This window comes from Leptotrichia hofstadii, assembly GCF_007990525.1.
GTDB lineage: Bacteria > Fusobacteriota > Fusobacteriia > Fusobacteriales > Leptotrichiaceae > Leptotrichia > Leptotrichia hofstadii.
In genome coordinates, this window is sequence record NZ_AP019823.1 from 697426 (window position 1) to 723999 (window position 26574).

A 26574-nucleotide genomic window follows, 5' to 3' on the forward strand; every position below is an offset into this window, starting at 1 on the left:
TTTTCGTTTATATTTATAATTTCTTTTTAACGTAAGGGCATCAGACGCCATGCTCTCTTTCGCAATAAAAGTTATTTCAAAAGCTCAAACAACTATTTTTCTTTTAACGAAATTTTGCTTGGAAATTAGTTTGTATTGCAATAGTTATTATTATAATAAAAATATGATTAATTTTGTTTATAGAAAAAATATTTATAAAAACTTTTAACTTATGGACAAGGATTAAAGTAAAATATGAAAATTCAAAATAAGAAAAAGAAATATATAAAAATTGATAAAAATATGTGGAAAATATATTTGGTATTAATAATTTTTATAATTGTAGTGGCATTTTTATCTTTGGAAATAGGAACTGTGAATATTTCGGCAAAAGATATATTTAGAAGTTTTTTAGGCGTGAAAATGAGGGATGAATCTGTAAAATCGATAATATTTAATGTGAGGTTGCCGAGAATTATTATGGCGGTGCTGATTGGAATGTTGCTGGCTAGTTCGGGGACGGTTGTGCAGTCGGTTTTTCAGAATCCGTTGGCGGATCCTTATATAATTGGTATTTCGGCTAGTGCTACGCTTGGAGCGGTTATTGCATATATCTTTAATTTTCCTGATGTTATGTATGGAATTTGTGGATTTATTGTATCGGTTATCGTGGCGTTGATAATTTTTAGAATTTCGAGAAGCAGGACTAAGACGGATGTGGCGGTGCTTTTAATTGTTGGGATTGCAATTTCGTCTTTTTTAGGGGCATTTACGTCGTTCAGCATGTATTTGATTGGGCAGGATTCTTTTAGAATAGTAACGTGGATGATGGGATATATGGGAAGTGCTTCTTGGCTGAAAATCGGAGTTCTTATGATACCACTTTTAGTTTCTGTTGTTTATTTTTATTTAAAAAGATATGAGCTGGATTTACTGATGAGTGGAGATGAAGAGGCACATTCGCTTGGAGTGAATGTGGATAGGCTGAAAAGGAATTTATTGATTGTTTCGGCACTGATTGTCGGTTTTTCTGTGGCATTTACTGGAATGATAGGATTTGTCGGGCTTATTGCACCGCATACAGTAAGGCTTGTGCTAAAAAGTGGAAGCAATACTAGGCTACTGCCGTTAGCAACATTGGGTGGAGGGCTATTTTTGCTGATTTGTGATACGATTGGACGTACAATTTTAGCACCAACAGAAATTCCGATAGGAGAGGTAACTTCATTTTTTGGAGCACCATTTTTTCTATATTTGGCGATAAGAAGGAAAAAAGGTGGATAGGATGAGTAGTGGAAATAATAATTCAGAAATTTCGATAAAAAATGTAAGTTTTAGCTATGATAATTCCCAAAAAAAGATAATTGATGGATTAAATATAAATATAAAAAAAGGTGAATTTGTCGGGATTCTTGGTGCAAATGGGAGTGGAAAATCGACGTTTTTGAAAATGATTTTGAAATATTTTCCTATAGAAACTGGGAATATTGAGATTTCTGATAAAAATATCAGTTTATATAGTTCTAAGGAAATGGCAAAAATAATAAGTTTTGTTCCTCAAAAGTCGGCTTTGAATATGCCGATAAGTGTAATCGAAATGATTTATATGGGACGTACGCCACATATTAAGAATAAATGGATTGGGTTTGATAAGGAAGATGAGCGGAAGGTAAATGAGATTTTGGAAAAGTTGCGACTTGAAAAATTTAGGGACAGATTGATTTTTTCACTTTCGGGTGGAGAATTTCAGCGTGTTCTGCTGGCAAGGGCATTAGTGCAGGAAACGAGTATTATTCTACTGGATGAGCCGACTTCTGCATTGGATATGAATTATGCTCTTGAAATTATGAAGCTTACATCGGATTTTGTGAAGGAGAAAAAGATTACGGCTGTTATGGTTTTGCATGATTTGAATCTGGCTTCAATGTATTGTGATAATGTGATGTTTTTAAAAAATGGAAAAATTGCATATTCAGGGAGTCCAAAGGAGCTTTACAAAAAGGAGATTTTTTCTGAAATTTATGGATTTGAATGTGAAATTGTGGAAAATAGCGGATTTTTGTATGTAATACCTAAAAAAATTTAATAGGAAAGGATTGGAAAAATGAAAAAAATAATAAGAAATTCTTTTTATTTGGCATTGCTAATTATTTCAATGTTTATAATTTCTTGTTCAAAGAAAAATGATGAAAATGGTAAAAAGGGGGAAAATAAAAAATATAATAGGATTGTTGTGCTGGATCCTGCGGCTGTTGAAATGATTTATATGCTTGGAGCAGAAGATAAAATCGTGGGAGTTGCTAATTTGGAGCGTTCAAAGGTATGGCCTGAAGAAAAGGTTGCAAAACTTGAGAGCGTGGGAACTTTTATGAAGCCGTCGCTTGAAAAAATAATCGCCTTAAAGTCTGATTTGGTTATAATGTCAGCCCTTACAGGCGAGGAGCTGAATAATGGGCTTAAATCAAATAATATTGAGGCAAAAAGAGTTCAGGCAAATTCGATAGAAGAAATATTTACCAATTTTTTGGAAGTGGCAAAAATGCTTGGGAAAGAAAATGAAGCAAATAAAATAATTGCTGAAAAAAAAGTAAAGCTGGAAGAAATTAAAAAGATAGCAACCGGTAATAAAAAAGGGCTGTTTGTTATGTCAGCTTCCCCGCTTATGGTATTTGGAAACGATAATTTACCAAATGACATAATGAAATTACTGAATATTAAGAATATCGCAGAAAATCAGAAGGGGAGAAATCCGATTGTAACGCCTGAATTTATAATAAAGGAAAATCCAGACATCATAATTACATTATTACCAAACCCATCTCAAATTGTGGCTACAAATCCACAGTTAAAAAACGTAAATGCAATAAAAAACAGCAAATTTATTGTTGTAAATTCATCGCAGATTTTAAGAGGTTCGCCAAGAACTATTGATCAGATTGAAGAAATTGCAAAAGCGGTTGCAAAGTAAGAATTTGAGGATAATTTATTAAATCAAAATAGAAGGAGTGAAAAAAATGGATATAAGCATAGAAAGAATTTTGGATCATATGAATAACGATCATGGGGATGTTTTGCCTTTGTATGTAAGGCATTTTTGCAAGAGAGAAGATGTGAAGGAAGCGAAGTTGATTGATGTGAATGAAGAGGGAATGACTTTGCTTGTAAACGGAAATGAGAGAGTTCAGATTAAATTTACGAAAAAGACTGATTTTAAAGGAATCCATCTGGAAATGATAAAAATGGCAAAAATTGCGAGAAAAGCTTTGAATGTGCCTGCACCCGAACATTACAAGGACAAGGGACACCAGGAAGAGGAAAAAATGAAAATGGAAATAAGTGATTTTATTGGAAACTTTAAATCGGTTATAATTGGAACTGTATCAGAAGAAGGAGAGCCGAATGCAAGTTATGCACCATTTTTTAAGTATCATGGGGACAGTTATCTGTATATCAATGAAACAGAAGTCTATTTTGAAAATTTTAAGAAAAATGGGAAAGCAAGTTTGCTGTTTATTCAGGATGAAGGACAGGCAATGGTTCCATCAATGAGACAAAGAGTTACATACAATGTAGAAATTCAGTTTTTAGAAAAAAATGATTACTATAACGAAATTTTGGACGAATTTCAGAAAAATGACTTTTCAATACAAATGACTAGAAACGTGCCAGTTTTTCATCTAGTAAGAGCAAAATTGATAAGTGGAAAATATGTGAAGGGACCTAGACAGGCTTTTGATATCACAAAGGACAGAAGAGTTGTGGAAGTTATGTTGGGAGCGTCAGAAAACAGCTGAAAAGAAATGCCAAAGGAAATGCGAGAAGGTAAAATTTCAGAGCCAAATCTAGAGGAGCAGGGAATTTTTCCAAAGAGATTTAAGTCACATAATGATTCGGTAGGGATTGTGTCAGATTATTTTCGGAAAAATAAGAAATTTGGAACAGAAGCAGAGTTGCTGGAAAGGATGGAGAAACCTGCGGAAAATGAACTTGGAACAATTTACGTCCATACTCCATACTGTGATAAAATCTGTTCATTTTGCAACTTGAACCGAAAGCAGATTGACAATGATTTGGAAGATTACACAAATTTTCTTGTTTCAGAATTTGAAAAATACGGAAAGACGCCTTATATGAAAAGTAAAAAAATAAATGTAATTTTCTTTGGTGGTGGAACACCGACTATTTATAAGGAACATCAGCTGGAACGAATTTTAAAGGCTATAAATGATAATTTCATTTTAACAGATGACTGTGAATTTACATTTGAAACAACATTGCATAATTTGAATCCAAAGAAAATAAAAGTTCTGGAAAAAGGCGGAGTAAATCGGCTAAGTGTTGGAATTCAGACTTTTTCTGACAGAGGAAGGAAGATTTTGAACAGGACTTTTTCAAAGGAGGAAACGGTAAAAAGATTGAGAAATCTTAAAGAGAGTTTTAGTGGAATGGTTTGTACTGATATAATTTATAATTATCCCGATGAAACAGTTGAGGAAGTGCTGGAAGATGCGAGAATCGTGAAGGATCTCAAAATAGATAGCACAAGTTTTTATTCGCTTATGATTTATGAAGGCTCTCAAATGTCTAAGGATATACGAAATAACACATTGGAGTTGAATTATGAACTGAAAAAAGACTTTGAACTGCATGATGCTTTTCTCAAAAGTATGCTTGAAAGTGGAGAATATGAAGTGATGGAGCATACAAAAATTGTTAGAAAAGGAAGGGATGAGTATAGATATATAAGAAATACACATCAAGGGAAGGATATTCTGCCGATTGGAGTAGGTGCAGGCGGGAAAATTGATAATTTTGAAATCTTCAGATTGAGTCAGGATAAGGCATTTTATGCGATTTCTTCAGATGAAAATGAAATGAAGATGAAACGAATAAGTGGACTTTTACAGTATCCGAAAGTTTATTTTGACAAATTAAAAGAATATGTTTCCGATGAAATGTTTAATGAAATTTATAAGATTTTTGAAAATTTTGAAAAAAAAGGATACTTGAAAATTCATGAAACTCACACAGAACTCATGCCAGAAGGAATTTTCTGGGGAAACAACATAAGTGCAACAATATTAAAAAAATGTTTAGGAGGTGCAAAGGATGTCAAGTCTAGTAGTCTTTTCCACATCAACAGGAAACACAAGAAAAATAGCTGATGCCATTTTTTCAGCCTTAAAGGATACAGATAAAAAAATAGTGGATGTAAACGAAATAAACACTGTAAATATGAATGAATTTGAGAAAATTATTATTGGTGGCTGGATTGACAAAGGCGAGATTGATGAAAAATCCAAAGAGTTTTTGACTAATCTAAAAAATAAAAAACTTGGACTTTTTGTAACAATGGGTGGAAATCCAGAAACAGACAGGGCAAAAAACTGCTTTCAGGAAATAAAAAAATCATTGGAAAAAAATGGAAACATTGTAGAAAAAACATTTGTATGTCAAGGGGCGATTGATCCCAATTTAATAAATAAATTTCGAGAAATGACAAAACAGGGGATAGCTGGGCCTTTTGCAGTCACTCCAGAAAGAGAAGCCAGATGGGCAGAAGCGGCAAAACATCCAGACGAAAAGGATATTGAAAATGCTAAGAGAATATTTGGAGGATTGTAAAATTAAGAATAAAAATAAGGGGGATAAATTGTGAAAATAATTTATGTAATCGCAGGATTACTGGCAGTAGCATTGGGATTTATAGGAGCTTTTCTACCAGGATTGCCGACGACACCATTTTTATTATTAGCTAGCTTCTGCTTTGCAAAGGGCTCAAGGCGATTTGATGGATGGTTCAAATCAACAAAGCTGTATAAAAATCATCTGGAAGACTTTGAAAAAAATAGAAGTATGAGATTGAAAACAAAAATAACATTACTACTTTTTTCTAGTGCAATGATGTTATTTCCAATAATTAGGTTTAGTAATCATTATATTAGGGGAACGCTTGTTTTGCTGGAAGTTTTTAAATATTACTATTTTATTTTTAAAATAAAAACAAAATTTTAAAGAAAGGAAAAGACTTTTGTTTCTATTGCTTAAAATAACCTGAAAAAGTAAAATTTAAGAAATAAAAATTATTAACTAAAAAAACTTAAAATAAAACTTCCAAATAAAGACTACTTACTTGAATATTTAATGATAAATTTTTTTTAAAAATATGATATAATAGCAAAAAAATTAATAAATAAAATATGGGGAAAATAGTAAGATGAAAAATTATTTAAGAGCGATAAATCAAAGACTTGGAAATATTTTTGTGAATATTCGGACTTTGGAGGAATTGGAAAGAAAGACAAAAAGTGTTGTAGATGAAGAAAAGAATGTTTTTGAGTACAATCAGAATATTAAGAAAGTTAATGATCTTATAAAAAAGGGAGAATTTGAGAAAGCAAAAAATATTCTGGAAGAGATGAAGGGACTTCATCGGATGGGGTATTATGAGCTTGGGAAGTATTATTACTTCTGTGAAGGGGATTTGAGCAAGGCAGAGAGTAATTTATATATTGCATTTGAAAATGGGGTTGTGAAGGCTGGATATTATTTAGGGAGGCTGGAAGAAGAGAGCGGGAATGTGAATTTGGCTAGAAACTGGTATGTTACCAGTTTTAATTTTTCTGAGAAGTCTGTTATGAAGCTATTTTATTTTGCGATAAGAGAACAAAATTTCTGGGCAATAGATGGATATTTTTATTATTTGCTGCAATACGGCGAGAGTGCTAAAAATCTGTATGAATTTGCCAAATATTATTTTTGGAGAAATGATAATGAAAAAATAAAGGAAATTCAGAATAAGCTGCTGAATGAAAGCCAGATTTTGTATTTAACAAAAGAAATTTTATACAATGTTAAATGTATGCTTGGAGATGAAAAGAGCAGGGAGTACATAAAGTTTGTGGAAAACGCTAAAAATCTTGAGAAATTGGGAGAAATAGAAAAAGCAGAAAAATTTTATAAAAGATCAATTGAATATAGTGAATATGGAAATGTAGAACTGGCTAAATATTATGGAAAATTTACAGAATTTGATAAATATGAAAAACTAAAAAGGATTTTTAAAAATAATTTTCTGAAACAAATACGATCAGAAACATCTTATCAGCTTGGAAAGTACAGTGAACACCAAAGCAATCTTTACGATGCGATAAAATGGTACAAAATATCTGCAAAAAATGAGAATTATAAATCTTTCTATAAACTTTCAAAACTGCAAAGTCAAAAATTTTCTGAAACAGAAACAAATTTACAGAATAACTATTTTAAATATTTAAAAAACTCTGCAGATTTGGGATATGCACGAGCAATGATTGAAATGGCATTTGATTCACATTTAAACAGTCTGGAAAGTTTTGAGATGGCAGAGAAGATTTTGACACAGAATAATATTTTTGAACTGACAAAGGCAATAATGAATAAGGCAAAAATGATTTATTTTGGAAATGAAATTAAGGAAGTTCTGGAAATAAATTATGAAGAGGAAAATATGAATACGATAAAGATGTTATTTGAAAATGAGAAAAAAAGGAATAATAAGGAAATTGGTGAAATAGAATATTCGATTACGAAGAATAACTTACAAAGAAATCTGAAAATTATTGAGGGAGAAGGAAATATTGAAAAACAGCAAGAAAAACCAAAAAATACATCTTCAAATTTACTTAATAAATTAAAAAATTTTTTTGGAAATTCATAATTTATTCAGAAAAATTAAACAAATTTGAAATTGAGCAGATTAGCTATAATTATTAAAATTAGTTTTAAAATTATTATTACTTAAAATAGAAAAACCGTTTTAAATGAATTAATCAAATAAGACGGTTTTTTGTTATTTATTATAAAATATATTTAAATTTTAGTCTTTTTTTATAACAGGCTTTAATGCTCCTAATATAAGAGCTGAAACGATACTTCCAATAATAACTGCTACTAAGTACAATAAGAAGTTATTGCTTAATACCATTACTAAAATTCCACCATGTGGAGCAGGTATTTTTATGTTGAATAAACCTGTTAATCCTCCTGCAATTGCTGAACCTACAACACTTGCTGGAATAATTGTTTTCGGATCTGCCGCCGCATAAGGAATCGCACCTTCTGTAATAAATGATAATCCCATTACATAATTTGACAGTCCAGCTTCTCTTTCCTGCTCAGTAAATTTATTTTTAAATAATGTCGATGCTAATGCAATTGCGATAGGTGGCACCATTCCTCCAGCCATAACTGCTGCCATTGGAATACTTCCGCCAGAAGACAATGTTGCTGCCAGAGAGCCTACACCAAATACATAAGCTGCTTTATTTACAGGACCTCCCATATCTATTGCCATCATTCCGCCTAAAATCAATCCTAGCAATGCCGCGCTTGCTCCACTCATTGAAGTAAGCCAGTTATTTAATCCTGTATTTATTATTGAAACTATCGGATTTAATACTAAAACCATACCTAGACCTGTCATTAAAACAGATAAAACAGGATAAAACAAGATCATTTTTAATCCGTTTAATGATTTTGGCAAGTTTGCTAATGCTTTTACTAAAAATTTAACTACATAACCAGCTAAGAACCCTCCAGCTAACGCTCCTAAGAAACCTGAACCTCCAGCTTTTGCCATTGCTCCTGCAACTAATCCTGCTGTAAGCCCTGCTCTTTCACTTATGCTGTATGCTATATATCCTCCTAGAACAGGTATAAATAAATCAAATGCAACGCCTCCAATTTGAACTTTCAGTATATATGCTAATGTTGTAATTGAACCGTAAATCTGTCTAGGGTCATCAGTATTTACAGATTTAGCAAGACTTTCTGCATTTCCTTTTCCTGCCAAGGTATCAACCAAAAATGCCAACGCAATCAAGATACCTCCACTTATTACTAATGGAAGCATATAAGAAACTCCGCTTAATAAGTGTTTGTAAAGTCCTTTTTTCTCAGACGAAGATTCTTCAGAAGAAGCTGTAGAAGAACCGCTTGCATGGAAAACAGGGGCTTTTCCATCTAAAACTTGTTGAATTAATGCTTTTGCGTTGTTAATACCTTCCTTTGCCTCCACTTGAATTAATGGTTTACCGTCAAATCTGTTAACTTCAATATTTCTGTTAATTGCTAAAATTACACCAGTTGCTTTTTTTATATCTTCATCAGTTAAGACATTTTTTCTTCCATCAGCACCGTTTGTTTCAACTTTTATGTTTACTCCCATTTCATCAGCTGCTTTTTTAAGTGCTTCTGCCGCCATATAAGTGTGGGCAATTCCTGTTGGGCAGGCTGTTGCCGCGATTATGTAAGGAGCATTTTCATCAGATGACGTATGTGCAGGTACTTCTTCTTTCTTTTCTTCCTCTGCAAATTTTTCTGCTTCAGCCTTGTTAATAATATCCAATACTTCGTCAGCAGTTTTTGCATTTTCTAGTGCCGCTTTAAAATCGTCATCTAGCAATAACTGTGATAATCTTGCAAGCGTTTCGATATGAGTGTTATTCGCACCATCTGGAGCCGCAATCATAAAGAAAAGTGTCGCAGGCTCTCCATCTAATGAGTCGTAGTCGATCCCTTCAGGTTTTCTACCCATAGCAAGTGCAGGTTCTTTTACAAATTCTGTTTTCGCATGTGGAATCGCAATTCCTTCCCCAATTCCAGTTGAACTTTGTTCCTCTCTTGCCATCAATGCCTTGACATAGCCGTCATAGTCATTTAAGACACCTGTTTTTTCATGCAATTTTGCAAGTTCTTTTATAATGTCTACTTTATTTGTAGATTTTACATCCAGATTTATTCTATCTTTAATCAGTAAATCTGATATTTTCATATTTATACCATCCTTATTAATTTTATTTTTTAAATTTATTTTTATATTTAACATAATAAAACCACTTTAAAATTCGATTCAAAAATCATTATTTTACTCAAATTGAAATTTGATTTTTATTAATTTAAGTTTATTTTAGAAAGTTTCTTTTGTAATTTCAATTTCGCTGTATAATTTATTTACTAAATCTTTTTCTGCAAGTCCGTAAGAATAAGCTGTCGCACTTCCCGAAGCGACTGCCAGCCTAAATGAATCTTCTGGAGAAAGCCCTTTTACAAATCCGGCAATAAATCCTGCAACCATAGAGTCTCCCGCTCCGATTGAATTAATTAGCTGTCCTTTTGGAACTGATGCTTCCAGTACAAAGTCTTTGTTTACAAGCAATGCGCCTTCGCCACCTCTGGAAAGAATAACATTTTTTACACCTTTGTCCAAAAAGAATTTACATTTTTCGACAATTTCAGCTTTTGTTTCCAATTTTTCATTAAACATTTCCCTTAGTTCGTGAATATTTGGTTTTACAAAAAGGTTGTTATGAATATTGTCCTGCAGTAAGTTTCCTCTTGTGTCAAGAACAATTTCCACATTGGCTTTTACATTTTCGGATAATTCTTTGTAAATTTTACTGCTAACTGAAGCAGGGATGCTTCCTGAAAGTACAAGAATATCTCCATCTTTCAAATCAGAAATTTTATTAGTCAGTTCCTGCAATTTTTCAGATGTAATTTCTGGTGAAACTCCCGTAAGTTCTGTTTCTTTGTCGTTACCATTAACTTTTACATTAATTCTAGTATTTCCTTCAAGTTCTACAAATTCAGATTTAATGTTATCTTTTTGCAAATCTCTAATAATAAAATCTCCAACAAATCCAGCTACAAAGCCAATTGCTGTAGATTCCACATCCAGATTTTTCAATACTTTTGAAACATTAATTCCTTTTCCACCAGCTCTGTAATTGACTTCATGGGCAAGATTCAGATGTTCAGCCTGTAAGTCATTTTTCAGATACATGTCATAATCCAACGCTGGATTCAGTGTCAATGTGTAAATCATAATTTTCCTCCTTAAAATTAAACATTATTTCCCATTTATTTATATCATTTGAGACTTAAAATGTCAAATAAATTAACTAATCGTCTATTTTTTCTGATTGACAATTTAGAAATTTCTATGTATAATAAGTTTAATTATTGAAAAAAGTAAATGAATTTTTAATATATAATAAAATAGAATAAAAAATTATGCGAGTGTAGGTGGAATGGTAGACACGCTATCTTGAGGGGGTAGTGGCTTTTAGCCGTATGGGTTCAAATCCCATCATTCGCACCATCTTTTATTTTTATTTTGTTACAGTTCATTATTAAATTTTGCGAGTGTGATGGAATTGGTAGACATGCTATTTTCAGAGGGTAGTGGCAGTAGCCGTACGGGTTCGACTCCCGTCACTCGCACCATTAAATAACTTCAATCATATCTATTTATTTCATTTTTTATTGATATTGCTCTTTTGTATAGATATTTCCTGTACAGAATTTATTTTGAGCCTTTTTCAAAATTATGTTAATAAAATTTGAATAGGCTTAAGGTCTTATCATAAGTATTGATTAAATTCATCACTGATGCATGCATTTTTTCTTTGCTATCAACTGAATAATCATAATACAAAAATTTTAGGTTTATCGTATTATTATAAATATCATAATAATCAAAAATGCTTTGAAAATATGAATAATCTTGCTTCTGCTAAGGAATGTCCAAAAAACACAATTTCCCCTGTATATAGTATATATGTTAAAGGAGAAGCAACTTCTTTTTTTTCGATATTAGCTTCAAGAACTCTAGATGTTTTAGTAAAATAAATATATTGCTGATCTTCTTCTGCTTCTTTAGAATCTATTCCAAAAATGGGATTTTCTGTTGTCCCATGGATATTTACAAATACTTCAAAATAATCTTTCAAATAATCTGTATAATTAAAAGTTATTGCATTTATACCGCTTTCTTTTAACTTATCTTGTATTTTATTAAAGACATTTTTTATTTTTTTAGTCACAATATCTAAGTCATCTACTTGTAATGGATTATCTAAATTTTTAATATATTGACCAAATTCTTTTTCAAATTTATTTAACTCTCTTAATATTATATTTTTATCATTTTTGTCACATTTACTTATAATAAATTTTTTTAAAATAAGTTTTTTTAATATCTTTTCAATTTCTTCATAATTACCTTTGATTTCTTCACGCTTGGATCTTTTATTATCCGTTCTTCTTCTATTGACATTTCAATATTTGTTAAAGATTCTTTTGCACATTTTATATATGGTTTTATTTATTTTTCAACATTTTGCCAATATATTAGTTCATTATTAGATATTACTAAGTATAATAAAAATAAATTATTGATTTTTCCATCTATTAATCTAAATATTTTTTCACTTACTTTTTCTATTTCTAATTTTAAATCAAAAATATTTTCAGTACGCCTGATTAATAACACCTATATTTCATTTTTGATATTAATTTTTTTTTATCGAAGAATAACCTCCATTTTCAAAAAAATCATTATAACTTGTTTTCATTCCCATGTATAAATCAAAACTATTTTCTAGTATATATAACCTTTTCATAAATTCTCCTTTTACATTTTCATTTTTTAAATCAAATTAATTAAAAATTATCTCCTTTCATTTTTTTGAAATAAAAAAGCGACTAAGATTTTACTCCTGGTCGCTAAAACTTCTATAAATTTATACTTTTTTCAACAATCTCCATAACAGTCTTTTGTATTTTTTCTATTCTATTGTCAATTTCATTTTGTTTGTCAATTTTTTCTTGAATTTGTTTTACAATTATAGCTTGCTCAGTCAATGAAATGTTTGGAATCGGAAATTCTCGTATCATTGATGGGAATATATTTTGATTTTGCACCCCTTTTTTATTTACTTCAATCAAGTATTGGAAATATTTGCTTCGGAAATAATAGTAGGCAAACATCGGTATACAATGTTGAGCATTCATTCTTATTCTCATTGTAAAATCAGCAAAAATACCATCAAATTCATTTAAGACTATTGCGGTTTTGCCTATTGCAACTCCTGATCTCGCAATTATGATGTCATTTATTTTTATTGACTTGTCCTGCTTCTTTTCAGCATAATAATTGTCAGACACTAATTGCGTATCATCTAACTCTACTTCTAATGATTTTATTGTAGCCATAGAAAGAAAATAGGCACTCCCATTCTCATCAAAATCTGAGGGTGATATACTTGCCCCTAATACTATTGGCTCACTTATAAAGTTCTTAAGTTTCTTATAATCTGTTTTTGTTAATTCATTCATTACAAACTTACCACTATCTCTATGAAACTTTGAACTAAATCTTAAATCTCTATTATTAGCAAAAGTTTCAAATTTATTATTCTGATTATTTATTGCTTTTAGTTGTTCAAATGTACAATAATCATAGTCAAGACCACCCTTCAAAAGGGTGGCTTGCTCTACGGCTATAAGCCGTCGGGTCTCCTACTTCGTCTAAAGACGATACTTGACCTTCGTTCAAGCTACTGTTGTATTTGACTCGTTGCTACCTCTTAAAGAGGTATCCGTACTACTTGCTACCCTTAAAAGGGTCTTCATATTCCTTTACACTTAACTTGTCCATCGCTATATCATGTTTCTCCTGTTCGGCTATATATTTTTTTATTGTCGCTTCATTTAAGCCTACTGTACTTACATAATATCCTTCTGACCAGAAATGTCTGTTTCCAAATTTATATTTTAAGTTTGCATGCTTATCAAACATCATCAATGCACTTTTTCCTTTCAGATATCCCATAAAACTTGATACACTTATTTTTGGTGGTATGCTTACCAGCATATGCACGTGATCTTTCATCAGATGTCCTTCTATTATTTCAACTCCTTTATATTCACATAATCTTCTTAAAATTTCTCCCACACTTTTTCTGTATTGACTATATATAATTTTTCGTCTATACTTAGGTGTAAATACTATATGATACTTACACATCCATTTAGTATGAGACAGGCTATTAGTTTTATTAGCCATATAAACACCTTCCTTTCATTAATAGTAGCTTGAACAACTCTATTATAATGGAAGGTGTATTTTGTTGCAAACTTACGTTTCCGCACCCGCATAGCGGGTGGTTTTATGTTTCGCACGCTTTGCGTACTCAACTGACTAAAGTCAATAATAAAAAAATAGGTTCTTTTGAACCTATTTTTATTTTCTTTAAAATCTATATAACGCTTTTATTTTAAGCATTTGGTGCGAATGATGGGACTTGAACTCATACGGCTACTGCCACTACCCCCTCAAGACATTTTTCTATATTGATACACTAAATAAATGAAATATCCTTATCCTTATTAAACCGTTATTTTTACTAAGGGTAGGGGTATTTTATAAATATATATATTTTTAAAAAATCTTATTATTTATTTTAAACCAAAATCAAAATGTTGGAAAAATGTTGGAAAAATATTTTTTTAAATTTTGTTATATTTATACTTTTTTAGAAATTTTGTATGTAAAAAACTACTTTTTATTTTTATAATAAAATTCATTTAATTTATCTAGTATTTCTTTTTTATCTTCATCAGAAATATCATCAGATCCAAAAAATGCCATATTATTTTTTTCTAATATATCTTTAGAAATTATAGTTTCTTTCTCCTCTGTACTTAAAATATACTCAGGTGTTACATTAAACAATTTGGCTAGTTTAATAAGACTTTCTCCGTTAATCTTACGTTCACCATTTTCATATCTTGAAATAGTTGAACGAAAAACTCCTAATTTATTTGCTACTTCATCTTGAGAATATCCAAACTTTTCTCTTAAAATTCTCAATCTATTTTTATATTTCATGTTAAAAGCATTTCTCCCTAAACTATTTTTTTATTTTAAATTTTTGCTTGAAATAAAATTCTTGTATTGTATTAAAAAGTTCTTCTTTCTCTTTATCATCAATTTTATCAGAATTAAAAAAAGCTATATTATCATTAATTAATCTTTCTTTAGACAAAATATTTTCTGTTTTGAATCCCATTAAGTACTCTGGGTTTATTTTGTATATTTTTGATAAAGCTACAATTCTGTCAACAGGAATACGAGATATTTCACCACTTTCATATCTTTGTAAAGTTGTTGCAGAAACCGAAGTTGAATATTGTTTTAATTTTTCAGAAACTTCTTCTAGACTAAATTTATATTTTTTTCTAAATAATTTTAAATTATTCGCTATTGTAAGTTTACGATTTTTAGAATTAACATTTTTTTCCATTACATATGCTCCTCTTTAACAATACAATTATACTTTATTTTTCTTAAAATGCAAAATAAAAACTCAAAAAAAATCTTTTTAAGCTATAAATTTTTATATACTCTACTATATAAGTAACCACTCTTATTATAATTTTACTATATTATACACAAAAAGTAAACAATTATAAAAAAATTGTTGACAAATTTTAAATATATGATATAATTAAATTGCCAAAAGGGAACAATAAATAAAATGTAGGAAGTGATAAAATGAATAAAAAATTATTACGTTCAAAAATGGCTTTAAATGATGATAATAATCAAAGTTTAGCACGTAAATTGAAAATAACTAAAGGTTCGATTTCTAATAAAATTAACGGTTTTAATTCATTTAAAATAAGTGAAATGAATTTTATAAGACAAGATTATAAATTATCTGATAGGGAATTTATCGAAATTTTTATAGAATAATTTTTTTTATAATTTTTTGTGCCAAAATGCAACAAAATATAAAAATATAAGGGATCTAATATCATGGTAAAAAATGAAAATTATTTAGTTATTCAAGGTTGGATGATTGCAGAACTGAAATTAAAAGGAAATGAATTATTAATATATGCTATTATATATGGATTTTCTCAAAATAATCAGCAATTTACAGGTAGTCATAGATACTTAGCCGATTGGTGTAATTCAACTAGACAAGGAATAATGAAAAATATTGAAAGTTTAATTAAGAAAAACTTATTAGAAAAAAAAGAAGTTTATATTAATAATGTAAAATTTTGTAGGTATAGAACACTAGATATAAATGTAGAATATTTACAGGGTGTAAATAAAGTTGATAGGGATGGTAAACAAAGGTTACAGAGGGATGTAAACAAAAGTGATAAGGATAGTAAACAAAGTTTACAGAATAATAAAGAGGATACTATAGATAATAATCTATTAGATAATATAGATTCTCTTCTCTTTATGGAAAAATGGAACAAATTAGCAAAAGAATGTGAATTAAGTTTAATAAAATCTTTTACAGAGAATAGGAAGAAAAAATTATCTGAACTACTTGAGAAATATACTCAAGAGGAAATTTTAGAAACGATGTTTAAAATAAAAAATATAAACTTTTTACTTGGAAGAACTGATAAATCAAATTGGAAAATAACATTTGATGACTTTTTAAATGAGGAAAAATTTATAAAAATACTGGAAGGAGGTTATTATGATGGATTTAAATCAATTAATAAACAAAAAAATAGAACAGTTACAAAATCAACAACAAAAAGGAAATATGGATTTTAATAATAAAATTAAAGAAGCCATAGAAGCAACGAAACAACTAAAAAAACATGAACTAAAAGAAAAAATTAAATATTTTCTTAATATTTCAAGTTTACCAATTAAATGGAAGGAAAGAACTTTTGAAAATGCTAAAATTTTATCGTTAGAAGAAAAAAAAATTAAACAAAGATTAGAGTACTACTGTAATCATTTTAAAGAAGCTCAAAAGAATGGGTTGGGATTATATTTATGCGGAGAAGTCGGAACTGGAAAAAGTTTTTATAGTATATGTGTTTTTAATGAATTACTAAAAAATGATTTTAAAGTTTATAGAACAACTTTAAATGGAATTTATCAAAGGATTCAATCAACTTTCAGTAATTTTAACAATTTAACCGAAGAACAAGTTTTTAAGGACCTGCTTGAAGCAGATTTAATAATATTAGATGATTTAGGAAAAGAAAATATATCTGAAACTTGGGGAAAATCAAAGTTATATTCAATATTTAATTTTTTCTATGAAAAAGAAAAATGTATTATTATATCAACAAATTTAGAATCAGAGCAAATTTCAAATTTTATGGATACTCAAGGAAATGATGCTTTGATAGATAGATTTCGTGAAAAATTATATATTTTAGATTTTTTATGGGAAAGCAGAAGAGATAAAATAGGGAATCAATTGTTCAAGGAATTTTGGAATGGAGGTAAATAATAATGTCTTTAGAACTAGAAAAAATTTATACAGTAAAAGAAGTTGCTGAATATGGTAGATGTACACCACAATATATTTATAAATTGATAAAAAGAAAAAAAGTTAAAGTGATTTTATTTGGAGGTTATAAAATAAAAGAGTCTGAAGTAAAAAGAATCTTTGGATAATATTAAGTTTTTTACGAAGAATAAAAAGTAAATATTACAGAATAACATACGAAAGTTAAAAAGACTATAAAAAGGCTAATAATAAATTAAATTGAATGATAAATTTAAATAAATTAGGAGGAAATAATATGAAAATAATTAGTGTGATTAACCCAAAAGGTGGAGCAGGAAAGACGACAAGTGCAATAAATATTGCATATGCCTTAAAAAATAAGGATAAAAGAGTTTTATTAATTGATACAGATCCAAGAGGAGCGATAGCTTCGTATCTTGATATAAGAAATGATAATACGGTTTTTGAAGCGTTAAAGGAGTGCTATGATAGTTTGGGAATGGTTGATAAGGAAAAGTATATAAATAAAAAAAATGAAGTGGATGTAGTAATCAGCAATATTTATTTTAATCAAATTGATGAATTTTTTAAAAGGGAAGGAGATGAAAGTGGACAGGAGCAACTGAAAATATTTAGAGATTTTTTTGAAAACTTTAGTGAATATGACTTTATAGTAATTGATACAGAAGGGACTGTAAATAATACAGTCAAAGGAATTTTAAATGTAACAGACTATGTTTTTGCACCTTCAAAAGTTTCGTTTATAGATACGAATGGACTTAGGGATTTGCTTGAAATGATGGAGATTGCAAAAATTGACAATCCCAAAATTAAACTTTATAAAATATTTTTTGTACAAGTAAAGGAAAATACAAAAGTTTTTAAAAAGGCACATATGGAAATGAAAGAGATTTTAAAAGAAATGTATTCGGATATTTATGTGAGAGAAGATGCAAATATATTAAATTCGATGGAAAAGCATAAAGATATATTTAGCTTTAAGAAGAGCAGTAATGCGGCAATAGATTATAAAAATTTAGTGAATGAATTTTTGTATAATGAAATTTATATAAATGAAGGATAGGAAAGATTTTCTCACATGTGGGAAAACCACTAGTACAATGACAATTTAATAACTGTGTAAAAAATTGAATCACAGTTATTTGAATTGTCTATAATTTTTTTGATAGGAGGTATTATGGATAGACAGGAACTGTTAAATATTAATAAAAATCGAAAAATGGAAGTTGAAAAAAGTTATCATAGCGAATTTGATTTTAATAAATATGAGATAACTGATGAAAGGGTTATAAGAGAAGTAACTCAAACTGAAGAAGATATACGGCAAATAGGAAAATTTATGGCAAAAAAGGCTCTTGAAATAGGAAGAAAATTAAAAAGAGTTCAGGAAATTTTATCAAGTCACGGAACAGGAACATTTGTAGCTTGGTTTACTTCATTAGGGCTTGATAAGAATATGGTTTATCGTGAAATTAATAGGTGGGAACAGTTTGAAAAATATAGAAATCCTGCGATTGCGGAGGCAAGTGTTAGGACATTGGAGTATATAAAGAAAAACAATGATAAACTTGAAGAAGCGGAGATTGTGGAAATTCTTGAAGATCCAGTTGAAGCGGCTAAAAAGATTAAGGAAATAGAGAAAAAAGGCAAGGAAGAAACAGAAATTAATTTTGATGAAAAAATACAGAAATTAAGTGAAAAAATTGAAAAAGCATACAGAAATATTGAAAAATGGGAGATGGAAATTAAAAAATTGAAAGGTAGGAATGATGATTTTGAAAAAGATTGATAAAAGTAAGATACATTCAATAAAAATAAGGATAAAAGTATGATTGTTAATTACTGGGGGTGTTATTTTGATGAATATGAGTTGATTTAAATGGTTTTTCTCACATGTGAGAAAATCAAAATTATTTAAGGAAGGAAAATGGGATAAGAAAATGAAAGATTTTATGAAAGTTATGGGAAGTTTGATAGATAGGATTTTAGGATATATGTTGGCTATTATGTTTGCAATTTCATTTTTTATTAAAGATATAAGTACAATTATATTAAGTGGAGTGCTATTGACTGGGTTTACAATTATGTCAATATATGTTGAAGATGTCAGCAGAAGATTAGAGGCATTGAAAGAATTGGAAAAAATTTTAGAAAAAATGGAAGAGGAGAGTGTATTGGATGAAGAAAATTAATATAAATAATGGGGTTTATAATTTGAAAAAAAAGAAATTATTAGGAAGAAAAATGAAACATTTTGTTAGGGTATCAATAATTTTAGGAACCTTCATAATTATTATGAGTATAATAAAATTTCAAGAAAATAATTTAAAAAATAAAATCAAAGTTAATAAAGATGTTCAGGAAAAACAACAGCAGGAAATTTTAGATATATGTAGGACAAATAAAGTTATGAAGATATATAGTCAAAATGACGGCGAAAATTTTTATGTTGTTCTTGAGAATAAAAATATTTATAAAGTTGATGAAGATAAGCTGGGAAATTATACAATTGGAGAATATTGTAAATAAATTAATGATTTTTCTCACGTGTGAGAAAATTAAAAATTATATACAAGGATGATGATATATGAATATAATAAATAATACATTAAATAATAAAACACAAATCGAAATTAATGATAGAATAATAGATGTAAATAATATTGAAAAAATTGAAAGAAATCCGTTTTCGTTTAAAATATTTAAGTTAAATATAAAATTAATTACAGGGGAAGTGATTCAGGAAAAATATAAATCGCTTAGTGAAATGCACAAAAGTTATGAGAAATTTGTAACAGAAGCTGGATTTGACTTTTCTGGAAAATTAAGAGAGGAAAGAGTGAAATATGCAAATGGAAATATACATTTAAAAGATTTGATAATTATTTCTAGTGAGTTAATAGGGATAAGGCGAATTGGAGAGTTAAGGAAAGGATTAAAATCAATGATGTATCGGGGAGTAAAAGGAATGTATGATACTAAAATAGAACTATTTTTGAGGGGAGGAAATGTTATTACTTTAGAAGTAGAAAATGAAAAGTATGGTGAATATGATTTTGAGCAATTAAAAAGAATTTTTGAATCAAAAAAATGTATAGCAGAATAAAATAAAATCTAAACTAATCGTAATGTATGTTATGGTTAGTTTTTGTAATTATGAGAAGATTAAAAAAGTGAAAGAGAAAAAGGAATGTTTAGATATTTAAAAAATAATTTGGGAGGGATATATGAAAATATATGATATAAGATTATTAAGGACAACAACAGGAAAGGAGCATATATGTTTTTTTTACAAAACTTTACCAAAAAAAAAGATAAATGAAACAATAGATATTTTTAAGAGAAATGTGGGATTAATAGTAAATAATCAAATAAATGATGCAAAAATAAAGGAATATATAAGTGAAGAAAAGTTTGTAAAAATTATGAAAATGATAAAGGTAAGTGATAATAAAATAGGAAAATATAATATGAAGTTGTATAGAAATGATGAAATATGGATGTATAAAATTGAAAATATTTTAGATACTGATATAAACTTTAAAGATTGTGATATTTTATTAGATAGAAATTTTTTCATAAATGATAAATATATAAAATATGTGATTATAAAAAATAATATGGGGGTATAATCGTGGCAATATTTCATCTTAGAATGAAAAAAAGTAAAAGAGGAAGTAAATATATTCCGCCTACTGCACATTTAGACTATATAAATAGAGATGAAAAATATGGTAAAAAAGAGGATTTACTTTTTAAGGAAGTAAGGAATCTTCCTGAAGAGTTTAGCGATATTAAAGACTTTTGGAAATGTGCAGAAACTTATGAGAGAAAAAATTCTAATCTGTACAGGGAACTTGAAATTTCATTGCCTAGAGAGTTTACTCCTGAAGAAAATAAAAAGATAGTAGATAATTTTTGTGAAAATCTTTTTGGAAAAGAATATGTGTATAATTATGCAATGCACAATCCCAAAAGTTTTGATGGAGATATGCAACCACACGTGCATATAATGTTCTTTGAAAGAAAAATTGATGATATTAAAAGGGGTAAGGATAAGTATTTTAAGAGATATAATTCTAAAAATATAGAAAAAGGTGGCTGGAGAAAAGATAAAAAATGGAATGAGAAAAGTACATTAAAAAGTATAAGAAAAGAATGGGAAACATTTTTAAATTTTGAACTTGAAAAGAAAGGACTTGAGAAAGTAAGTGCAAAATCGTTAAAGGATCAGAAAAGGGATGCGGAAAATAATAATGATTATAAAAAAGTTTATGAATTAAATCGTGAAGCCATAAATATTGACGGCAAAATTTTGTATAGAAAAGAAAGTGAACTAAGTGATAAGGAAAAAGTTAAGAAGAGAATATTTAATAAAAGCAGAATTTTAAAAACTGGAACAGATTTAATGAAAAAATTACTTGAAAAATTGAAAAAACTGGAAAAAGAGTATGAAAATTTAAAAAAGGATAAAATAGGAGATTTAGAAAATTTGGAAAGACTGAGGGGGTTAGAAGAAAGTGTAAGGGATATAAAAAAGAAAATGTCAAAAGATAAAATTGAGAATACTGTGTACAACTTGATGACAGATAAAAAGTACTATAAATTTCTGAATGAGAACAAAAAAATTGACAAGGAACTAAAAAATATAAAAGATAAAAATAGAATAAAATATTTAAAAATTACAAAAGAAAAGAATTTAAAAAATTTAGAAAGTTTAAGAAATGAAATTCAGAACGACTGGAAAAAGAAGTATATTTTTGATAAAAGAGTTGAAAATATTAGGGAAAAATATTTAAGAAAAATTGCAAATTTTGAAGATGAAAAAGATACGATATATGAAAATTTAAAAGGGAAAAACGTTAAATACAATGATGAAAAAAAAGGACTGTATGATATAAATCATTTGCAATTTATTTATGAAAAAGATGGACTGAAAGAGATAAATAAAATTGAAAAAGAACTAAAAAAATTAGTAAAAGAGTTAGATAAAAATGAGGAAGTAGTCAGTCAGAAAACTTTGATAAAAGATAAATATTCAAATTATGAATTTTCAAAATTGGAGAAAGATATTGCGGAAAGTAAAATTAAAATAGAAGGGCTGCAAAAAGAACTTAACAAAAATTTGGATATAAGTGAACAAAAATATTACTTGGACTGGTTAAAAAGGGAAGTAAAAATAAAGGAAGATTATGAAGCAAGAAAAGAAAATATTGAAATAAAAATTCAAAAAAAATTACAGGATGAACTTTTAAAAAATGGTAATTCCAAAGTTCAGGAAAGGGAAAAAATTCAAAAAATTATAAAGAATATAGAAGCCATAAAAGTATTGGATAAGAAAAAAAGATTGTCTGAAAAACGACAAGGAAGCATAAAAAAATGGAACAGGAAAAAGAAAAGTAAAAGTTTAAACGGTGCAAATTATGATAAAAATTTAGGAGGTATAAGTGGTGATTTTAGAATGGAAGATATGGAAGTTTTGGATGAGTTGGAAAGGTAAAAAGTTTTAATGAGAGTAAATATAAATAAATTTAAGGGCAGTAAAAAGCTGTCCTTTTTTGTAAAAATAAGTTTTTGAAGGTATAAATATTATTAATTTCTTAGAAATTAAACACGAACGAAGTGAGTTTTTGAGTGTAAACGAAAGTCATTTTTTCACAATTTTTTGTGGCAAAAAAATCACGGTAAGTTTCTAAAAATTTTTAAATTTGAGAAACTTGTAAGCGTGCTTTCCAAAATTTAGAAAAATTTGGGAAAGTTTATGGGGAAAAAATTTTCAAAAAAGGGCTTGACTTTTTGAAAAAATTGAGGTAATATTAGCACAAGAATAAAACAGCGTAAAAAATGAGAGCCTAGTTTTAGGAGGTGTATAGGCAGGATACAGGACTTTTCCTTAAACTCATTTTAAAAGAAGAATAAAATAAAGTAGTATAAAATTAAATATAGAGAGCCTAAATGCAGGATTATTGGAAAAAACATTTCTAAGATTTTGTATAGGCTCTTTTTTTGTTCAAAAGCGAGGTGAAAATAATGAAATTAGATTTAAATATTAGAAGTCCTTAACCAGAATATTATGATAAAAAACAAATATATAAATTTAAATATAGGAGTCTGAGTGCAGAATTATCGGAAAAAACATTTCTGAAATTTTGTACAGACTCTTTTTTTGTATAAGAGAGGACGATAAATAATGAAAAAAATAAAACTTAAAAATATATTGCTAAATAAAAAATTTCAATTGCTGTGTCTAATGATTTTGTTTTTGGTAACAACTGTGATAAGTCAGGCAACTACAAGTGGAAATGCAGGAATATTTGCAACACTTGTAACTTTTCTTACAAATATGAATAATGGACTGAAAATAGTTTTTTCACTTGGGGCTATTGGGTGCATAGGATTTGGAGTATTCAAGATGTTGACTGATCCGAACATGACAGCAATAATAACTCTATTAATAGGAGTGGCTTTGGCACTTGCACTTATTTTTGGTTCAGAGGATATAGTAAAAGGACTTGGCGGAACTATGATTGATACAGCTCTTTTGGAAGGAGTATAGGCTTGGATTTAAAAAGAATAAATAGAAAAAGAGATATTTTTAAATTAAGGACTGATGTCAAAAGAGAAAAGGGAAGTTTTGAAAAAAGGGCTGAAACTTTGTTTGAACTTGCAGAAACGAATGCAAAGTTAAAAAAGGGATTAGGAATAAGCATAGTTATCAACCATATATTAATTTTAGCATTAGTATTCTTTGTTTTGAGAACGAATATAAAGGTATTTCTTGTTCAGGTTGATAAAACGACAGGAGCTCCAATGGAAGTAAATGTGTTGACAAAATCCAATTTAAAAGTTGGGGAGAAGGAAACAAAATATTTCATATCAAAATTTATTTTGGATGTAAGAACTCTTCCAAAGGACACGACATATTATGATAATAAATTAAAGGAAAATTCTTTTTTCTTAACACAAAATTCACAAAAAAAATTGGATGCGATGATTCAGGAAACGGGAACAATACAAATGCTTGCAGATAAAATCACAACGAATGTAAATATAGTCTCAGCTAACAAACTTACAAATACTTCAAATACTTATCAAGTCAGATGGAAGGAAAAGCAGTTTTCTGAAACAGGAATGGAAATGCAGGATACAAGTTATCTTGGAGTATTTACTGTGGAATATGTGAATGAAAAAAATGAGGAACTGGTTGCTAAAAATCCATTGGGGATAATAATAAAGGATTTTACAATTTCGAGAGAAAATAATTAGAAAAATGAGGGAGATGTATGACAAAGAACAAGTTAAAAAAATTTAATAGAAAAATATTATCAATGCTGCTTTTGATATTGATGTCGGTTAATGTTTTTGCAAATGATGGAAATGCAAAAGACAATATTACAGTAGACGTAGTAAAGAATAGTAAGAAAATATTTGATGATGACGGAATATTAAGTGGAAAAAAGGATGCAATTAAAAAGACAGCCGTTATATTTAATTATGCAGAAAACAGCATATATGAAGTCTATTCCAAGCCAGACTATTTAACAACTTTAAGGCTTGCTCCAAATGAAAAAGTGGTATTTAAGGCTGGTGGAGATACAGAACGTTGGATGATTGAAGAGGCGACAGGTGGAAAAGAAAATAGGACATATATATACATAAAGCCGCTTGAAGAAGATATAAAGACTAACATAAATATAGTTACAGACAAGCATAGTTACTTTATTAATATTGAATCCACAAATGGAGAATATAATCCTTTAGTTGAGTGGCAATATCCAAATGAGAGAAAAATATTAATGGATGAATATGAGGCTAATACGGAAAGTATTGGTACAACGGACTTAATGAAACTGAATTACAGATATTCATGGAACAAGAACTCAAAGCTTTCTCCAGTTCAAGTGTTTGACAACGGAGAAAAGACATTCATAGTATTAAAGTCAAATTTGCAGGAAATGCCAGCTTTTTATGTAAAAGGTTTGGATAACCAATTATCCTTAGTTAACATAAAAATTGAAGGACGCAATGTTATGATTAACAATGTTGTAAAAGAAATATATATGACGCTTGGAAAAAATACGTTGAAGATATATAACCAGAAAAAATAGAAAAAGGGGGTGTCTTAATTGGTAAATAAGAATGACTATTTTGAAACTTCTGAAGATGATTTTACCGAACAGAAGGAAGAGGAAATATCGCTTGAGGATGAGGGGACAGGAACGATAAAAAATTCAAAGATAAAAATAGAAGAATTTTTTGATAAGAAAAAAGTTGCTATCCTAGTCTGCATAATTTTGGCTTTAATTTTTGTAAGCATATATTTTGCAAATCAGGCTAAAAAGAATGAGAAGCCGAAGGAACAAGAAAAAATGGAATCAATATCAACTGGAACAGGACTGGATATAAAGGATGCAGTAGATACTCAAAATCAAAATGCCCAAATTCCTGAAGATGTAACGCAGGATGGAGTGGCAAATATAAATACGACTACTGATGGAACTGGAACGCCTAGCTTATCACAGTATGATTCTCAGCTAGGTTCAGAATACAATAACGACAATCTTGATTCAAATTATGGTTCAAGCTCATCATCGTTTTCAGATATTTCAGAAGATAAAAATTCCAATAGTTCAACAGTCTCGGAAGAAAAAAGCAAGGAGTGGAGAAAATCTGCAATAGGATTTAATAAGGGAGTTTCAACACAAACTCCGCAAACAACAGAACAGTATCAGGAACAACAACAGCAACAAGTTCCTCAGAATGTGCAACAGCAAAATGAAAATGACACAGATCAGAATAAACAGAAGTCAAAGTCCTTATTCCTGAAGCAAAAGCAGGACAGCTTCTATTCGACTAATTTAAAAAATCCTGCAATAGGAAAATATGAGTTAAAGACAGGGAGCTTTATTCCAGCTGTTCTTGTAACGGCAATCAACTCTGATTTGCCAGGAGATGTGATTGCTCAGGTTAGAGAAAATGTTTATGACTACCGTACTGGAAAGTATATTTTAATTCCTATGGGTACAAAAATAGTTGGAAAATATGACAGCAGTATAACGTATGGACAGAACAGGGTTTTGTTGATATGGCAAAGACTGGTTTTTCCAAATGGATCAACACTTGTGCTTGATAATATGCAGGGAGTGGATTTACTGGGTAATGCTGGACTGAAAGGGAAAACTAACAACCATTTCTGGAAACTTATGAGAAGTGTGCTGTTATCTTCTGCCATAAATATGGCTTCAGGCTCGCTTGAAAGTCTTGATGTAAATATTGAAGCTGGTAGCAGGTCAAGAGTGAATATTGGTACAGGAGCTTCAGATGCGGCACAGAATATTAGAAGCATTGGGGAAAGAATGGTTGAAAAGGATTTGAATAGACAGCCTACAATTGAGATAAAAAGAGGTAAAAAATTTAATATCTTTGTAAGCAAGGATATAATTTTATCTCCATACAGGAAATAATT

Annotated in this window: 30 protein-coding genes, 2 tRNA genes and 1 pseudogene; 25 read left to right on the plus strand and 8 right to left on the minus strand. The window is 29.1% G+C overall.

What is annotated here, in order from left to right; all coding sequences use genetic code 11:
- Positions 1-282 precede the first annotated feature (282 nt).
- The 8 genes from FVE77_RS03310 (at position 283) to FVE77_RS03345 (ending at position 7678) form a co-directional block, all read left to right on the plus strand.
- Complete coding sequence (locus FVE77_RS03310; protein WP_026745640.1) at positions 283-1263, plus strand: FecCD family ABC transporter permease; 981 nt, start codon at positions 283-285, stop codon at positions 1261-1263.
- A 1-nt stretch (position 1264) separates the two neighbouring features.
- Positions 1265-2065 carry an ABC transporter ATP-binding protein gene (locus FVE77_RS03315; RefSeq protein ID WP_036087650.1) on the plus strand — a complete coding sequence of 267 codons (801 nt, stop codon included), beginning with the start codon at positions 1265-1267 and terminating at the stop codon, positions 2063-2065.
- 18 nt (positions 2066-2083) lie between these two features.
- On the plus strand, positions 2084-2947 hold the full coding sequence (locus tag FVE77_RS03320; RefSeq protein WP_026745642.1) for an ABC transporter substrate-binding protein: 864 nt from the start codon (positions 2084-2086) through the stop codon (positions 2945-2947).
- Between the two features lie 46 nt (positions 2948-2993).
- Positions 2994-3773, plus strand: a complete 780-nt coding sequence (locus tag FVE77_RS03325; protein ID WP_026745643.1) for a DUF2470 domain-containing protein — start codon at positions 2994-2996, stop codon at positions 3771-3773.
- A gap of 6 nt (positions 3774-3779) precedes the next feature.
- Entirely contained in the window at positions 3780-5144 is a 1365-nt protein-coding gene (locus FVE77_RS03330) for a coproporphyrinogen-III oxidase family protein (protein WP_051254463.1), read from the plus strand.
- On the plus strand, positions 5089-5604 hold the full coding sequence (locus tag FVE77_RS03335) for a flavodoxin family protein (protein WP_026745645.1): 516 nt from the start codon (positions 5089-5091) through the stop codon (positions 5602-5604). Before FVE77_RS03330 ends, FVE77_RS03335 begins: the two co-directional genes overlap by 56 nt.
- A gap of 30 nt (positions 5605-5634) precedes the next feature.
- Positions 5635-5994 (plus strand): YbaN family protein, encoded by a 360-nt coding sequence (locus FVE77_RS03340; RefSeq protein ID WP_026745646.1) that lies wholly within the window; start codon positions 5635-5637, stop codon positions 5992-5994.
- A 202-nt stretch (positions 5995-6196) separates the two neighbouring features.
- Positions 6197-7678, plus strand: a complete 1482-nt coding sequence (locus FVE77_RS03345) for a hypothetical protein (protein WP_026745647.1) — start codon at positions 6197-6199, stop codon at positions 7676-7678.
- A gap of 159 nt (positions 7679-7837) precedes the next feature.
- Here the strand turns inward: FVE77_RS03345 and FVE77_RS03350 are convergent, their stop codons facing one another.
- Positions 7838-9793, minus strand: coding sequence for a PTS fructose transporter subunit IIABC (locus FVE77_RS03350; RefSeq protein ID WP_026745648.1), 1956 nt, complete (start codon positions 9791-9793; stop codon positions 7838-7840).
- 135 nt (positions 9794-9928) lie between these two features.
- The gene (pfkB, locus tag FVE77_RS03355) at positions 9929-10846 is read right to left on the minus strand and encodes a 1-phosphofructokinase (RefSeq protein ID WP_026745649.1); all 918 of its coding nucleotides are present in this window, start codon (positions 10844-10846) and stop codon (positions 9929-9931) included.
- Between the two features lie 190 nt (positions 10847-11036).
- On the opposite strand from pfkB, the gene FVE77_RS03360 reads away from it, so the two are divergent.
- Together FVE77_RS03360 and FVE77_RS03365 are read left to right on the plus strand one after the other, a co-directional pair.
- Positions 11037-11122 (plus strand) — tRNA-Leu (locus FVE77_RS03360).
- A gap of 40 nt (positions 11123-11162) precedes the next feature.
- Positions 11163-11247, plus strand: a tRNA-Leu gene (locus FVE77_RS03365).
- A gap of 251 nt (positions 11248-11498) precedes the next feature.
- On the opposite strand, the pseudogene FVE77_RS13050 reads toward FVE77_RS03365, so the two are convergent.
- From FVE77_RS13050 to FVE77_RS03390, 6 genes and pseudogenes are all read right to left on the minus strand, one after another.
- Positions 11499-12035 (minus strand): annotated as a pseudogene (locus FVE77_RS13050) (AbiH family protein); the annotation flags it as partial.
- Positions 12036-12314: 279 nt separating this feature from the next.
- A complete protein-coding gene (locus FVE77_RS12805) occupies positions 12315-12425 on the minus strand; it encodes a bacteriophage abortive infection AbiH family protein (protein ID WP_232052951.1) in 111 nt (36 codons plus the stop codon).
- A 112-nt stretch (positions 12426-12537) separates the two neighbouring features.
- Positions 12538-13284 carry a restriction endonuclease subunit S domain-containing protein gene (locus tag FVE77_RS03375; protein ID WP_051254464.1) on the minus strand — a complete coding sequence of 249 codons (747 nt, stop codon included), beginning with the start codon at positions 13282-13284 and terminating at the stop codon, positions 12538-12540.
- A gap of 124 nt (positions 13285-13408) precedes the next feature.
- Positions 13409-13870, minus strand: a complete 462-nt coding sequence (tnpA, locus tag FVE77_RS03380; protein ID WP_026745652.1) for an IS200/IS605 family transposase — start codon at positions 13868-13870, stop codon at positions 13409-13411.
- A gap of 492 nt (positions 13871-14362) precedes the next feature.
- Complete coding sequence (locus tag FVE77_RS03385; protein WP_026745653.1) at positions 14363-14695, minus strand: helix-turn-helix domain-containing protein; 333 nt, start codon at positions 14693-14695, stop codon at positions 14363-14365.
- A gap of 22 nt (positions 14696-14717) precedes the next feature.
- Positions 14718-15110: a helix-turn-helix domain-containing protein gene (locus tag FVE77_RS03390; RefSeq protein ID WP_051254465.1), complete on the minus strand. Its 393-nt coding sequence runs from the start codon at positions 15108-15110 to the stop codon at positions 14718-14720.
- A gap of 251 nt (positions 15111-15361) precedes the next feature.
- On the opposite strand from FVE77_RS03390, the gene FVE77_RS03395 reads away from it, so the two are divergent.
- The 15 genes from FVE77_RS03395 (at position 15362) to FVE77_RS03465 (ending at position 26572) form a co-directional block, all read left to right on the plus strand.
- Positions 15362-15562, plus strand: coding sequence for a hypothetical protein (locus tag FVE77_RS03395; RefSeq protein WP_026745655.1), 201 nt, complete (start codon positions 15362-15364; stop codon positions 15560-15562).
- Between the two features lie 63 nt (positions 15563-15625).
- Positions 15626-16393 (plus strand): helix-turn-helix domain-containing protein, encoded by a 768-nt coding sequence (locus tag FVE77_RS03400; protein WP_026745656.1) that lies wholly within the window; start codon positions 15626-15628, stop codon positions 16391-16393.
- Positions 16314-17087 carry an ATP-binding protein gene (locus FVE77_RS03405; protein WP_081690284.1) on the plus strand — a complete coding sequence of 258 codons (774 nt, stop codon included), beginning with the start codon at positions 16314-16316 and terminating at the stop codon, positions 17085-17087. The genes FVE77_RS03400 and FVE77_RS03405 overlap by 80 nt, the downstream gene beginning before the upstream one ends.
- A gap of 2 nt (positions 17088-17089) precedes the next feature.
- Complete coding sequence (locus tag FVE77_RS03410) at positions 17090-17254, plus strand: helix-turn-helix domain-containing protein (protein ID WP_081690285.1); 165 nt, start codon at positions 17090-17092, stop codon at positions 17252-17254.
- Positions 17255-17382: 128 nt separating this feature from the next.
- Complete coding sequence (locus FVE77_RS03415) at positions 17383-18171, plus strand: ParA family protein (RefSeq protein ID WP_026745658.1); 789 nt, start codon at positions 17383-17385, stop codon at positions 18169-18171.
- A gap of 114 nt (positions 18172-18285) precedes the next feature.
- Positions 18286-18897 (plus strand): hypothetical protein, encoded by a 612-nt coding sequence (locus tag FVE77_RS03420; protein ID WP_026745659.1) that lies wholly within the window; start codon positions 18286-18288, stop codon positions 18895-18897.
- A gap of 106 nt (positions 18898-19003) precedes the next feature.
- Positions 19004-19300 (plus strand): hypothetical protein, encoded by a 297-nt coding sequence (locus FVE77_RS03425; protein WP_172966410.1) that lies wholly within the window; start codon positions 19004-19006, stop codon positions 19298-19300.
- A complete protein-coding gene (locus FVE77_RS03430; protein ID WP_026745661.1) occupies positions 19287-19637 on the plus strand; it encodes a hypothetical protein in 351 nt (116 codons plus the stop codon). The genes FVE77_RS03425 and FVE77_RS03430 overlap by 14 nt, the downstream gene beginning before the upstream one ends.
- Positions 19638-19695: 58 nt before the next feature.
- Entirely contained in the window at positions 19696-20214 is a 519-nt protein-coding gene (locus FVE77_RS03435; protein ID WP_026745662.1) for a hypothetical protein, read from the plus strand.
- Positions 20215-20335: 121 nt separating this feature from the next.
- Positions 20336-20740 (plus strand): hypothetical protein, encoded by a 405-nt coding sequence (locus FVE77_RS03440; protein WP_026745663.1) that lies wholly within the window; start codon positions 20336-20338, stop codon positions 20738-20740.
- 23 nt (positions 20741-20763) lie between these two features.
- Positions 20764-22608: a MobA/MobL family protein gene (locus tag FVE77_RS03445; protein WP_172966411.1), complete on the plus strand. Its 1845-nt coding sequence runs from the start codon at positions 20764-20766 to the stop codon at positions 22606-22608.
- A gap of 690 nt (positions 22609-23298) precedes the next feature.
- Entirely contained in the window at positions 23299-23664 is a 366-nt protein-coding gene (locus FVE77_RS03450) for a hypothetical protein (protein WP_026745665.1), read from the plus strand.
- A 2-nt stretch (positions 23665-23666) separates the two neighbouring features.
- A complete protein-coding gene (locus FVE77_RS03455; protein WP_026745666.1) occupies positions 23667-24374 on the plus strand; it encodes a type IV secretion system protein in 708 nt (235 codons plus the stop codon).
- A 17-nt stretch (positions 24375-24391) separates the two neighbouring features.
- The gene (locus tag FVE77_RS03460) at positions 24392-25216 is read left to right on the plus strand and encodes a TrbG/VirB9 family P-type conjugative transfer protein (RefSeq protein ID WP_026745667.1); all 825 of its coding nucleotides are present in this window, start codon (positions 24392-24394) and stop codon (positions 25214-25216) included.
- A gap of 18 nt (positions 25217-25234) precedes the next feature.
- Entirely contained in the window at positions 25235-26572 is a 1338-nt protein-coding gene (locus FVE77_RS03465; protein ID WP_051254466.1) for a TrbI/VirB10 family protein, read from the plus strand.
- The last annotated feature ends 2 nt before the right edge of the window (positions 26573-26574 follow it).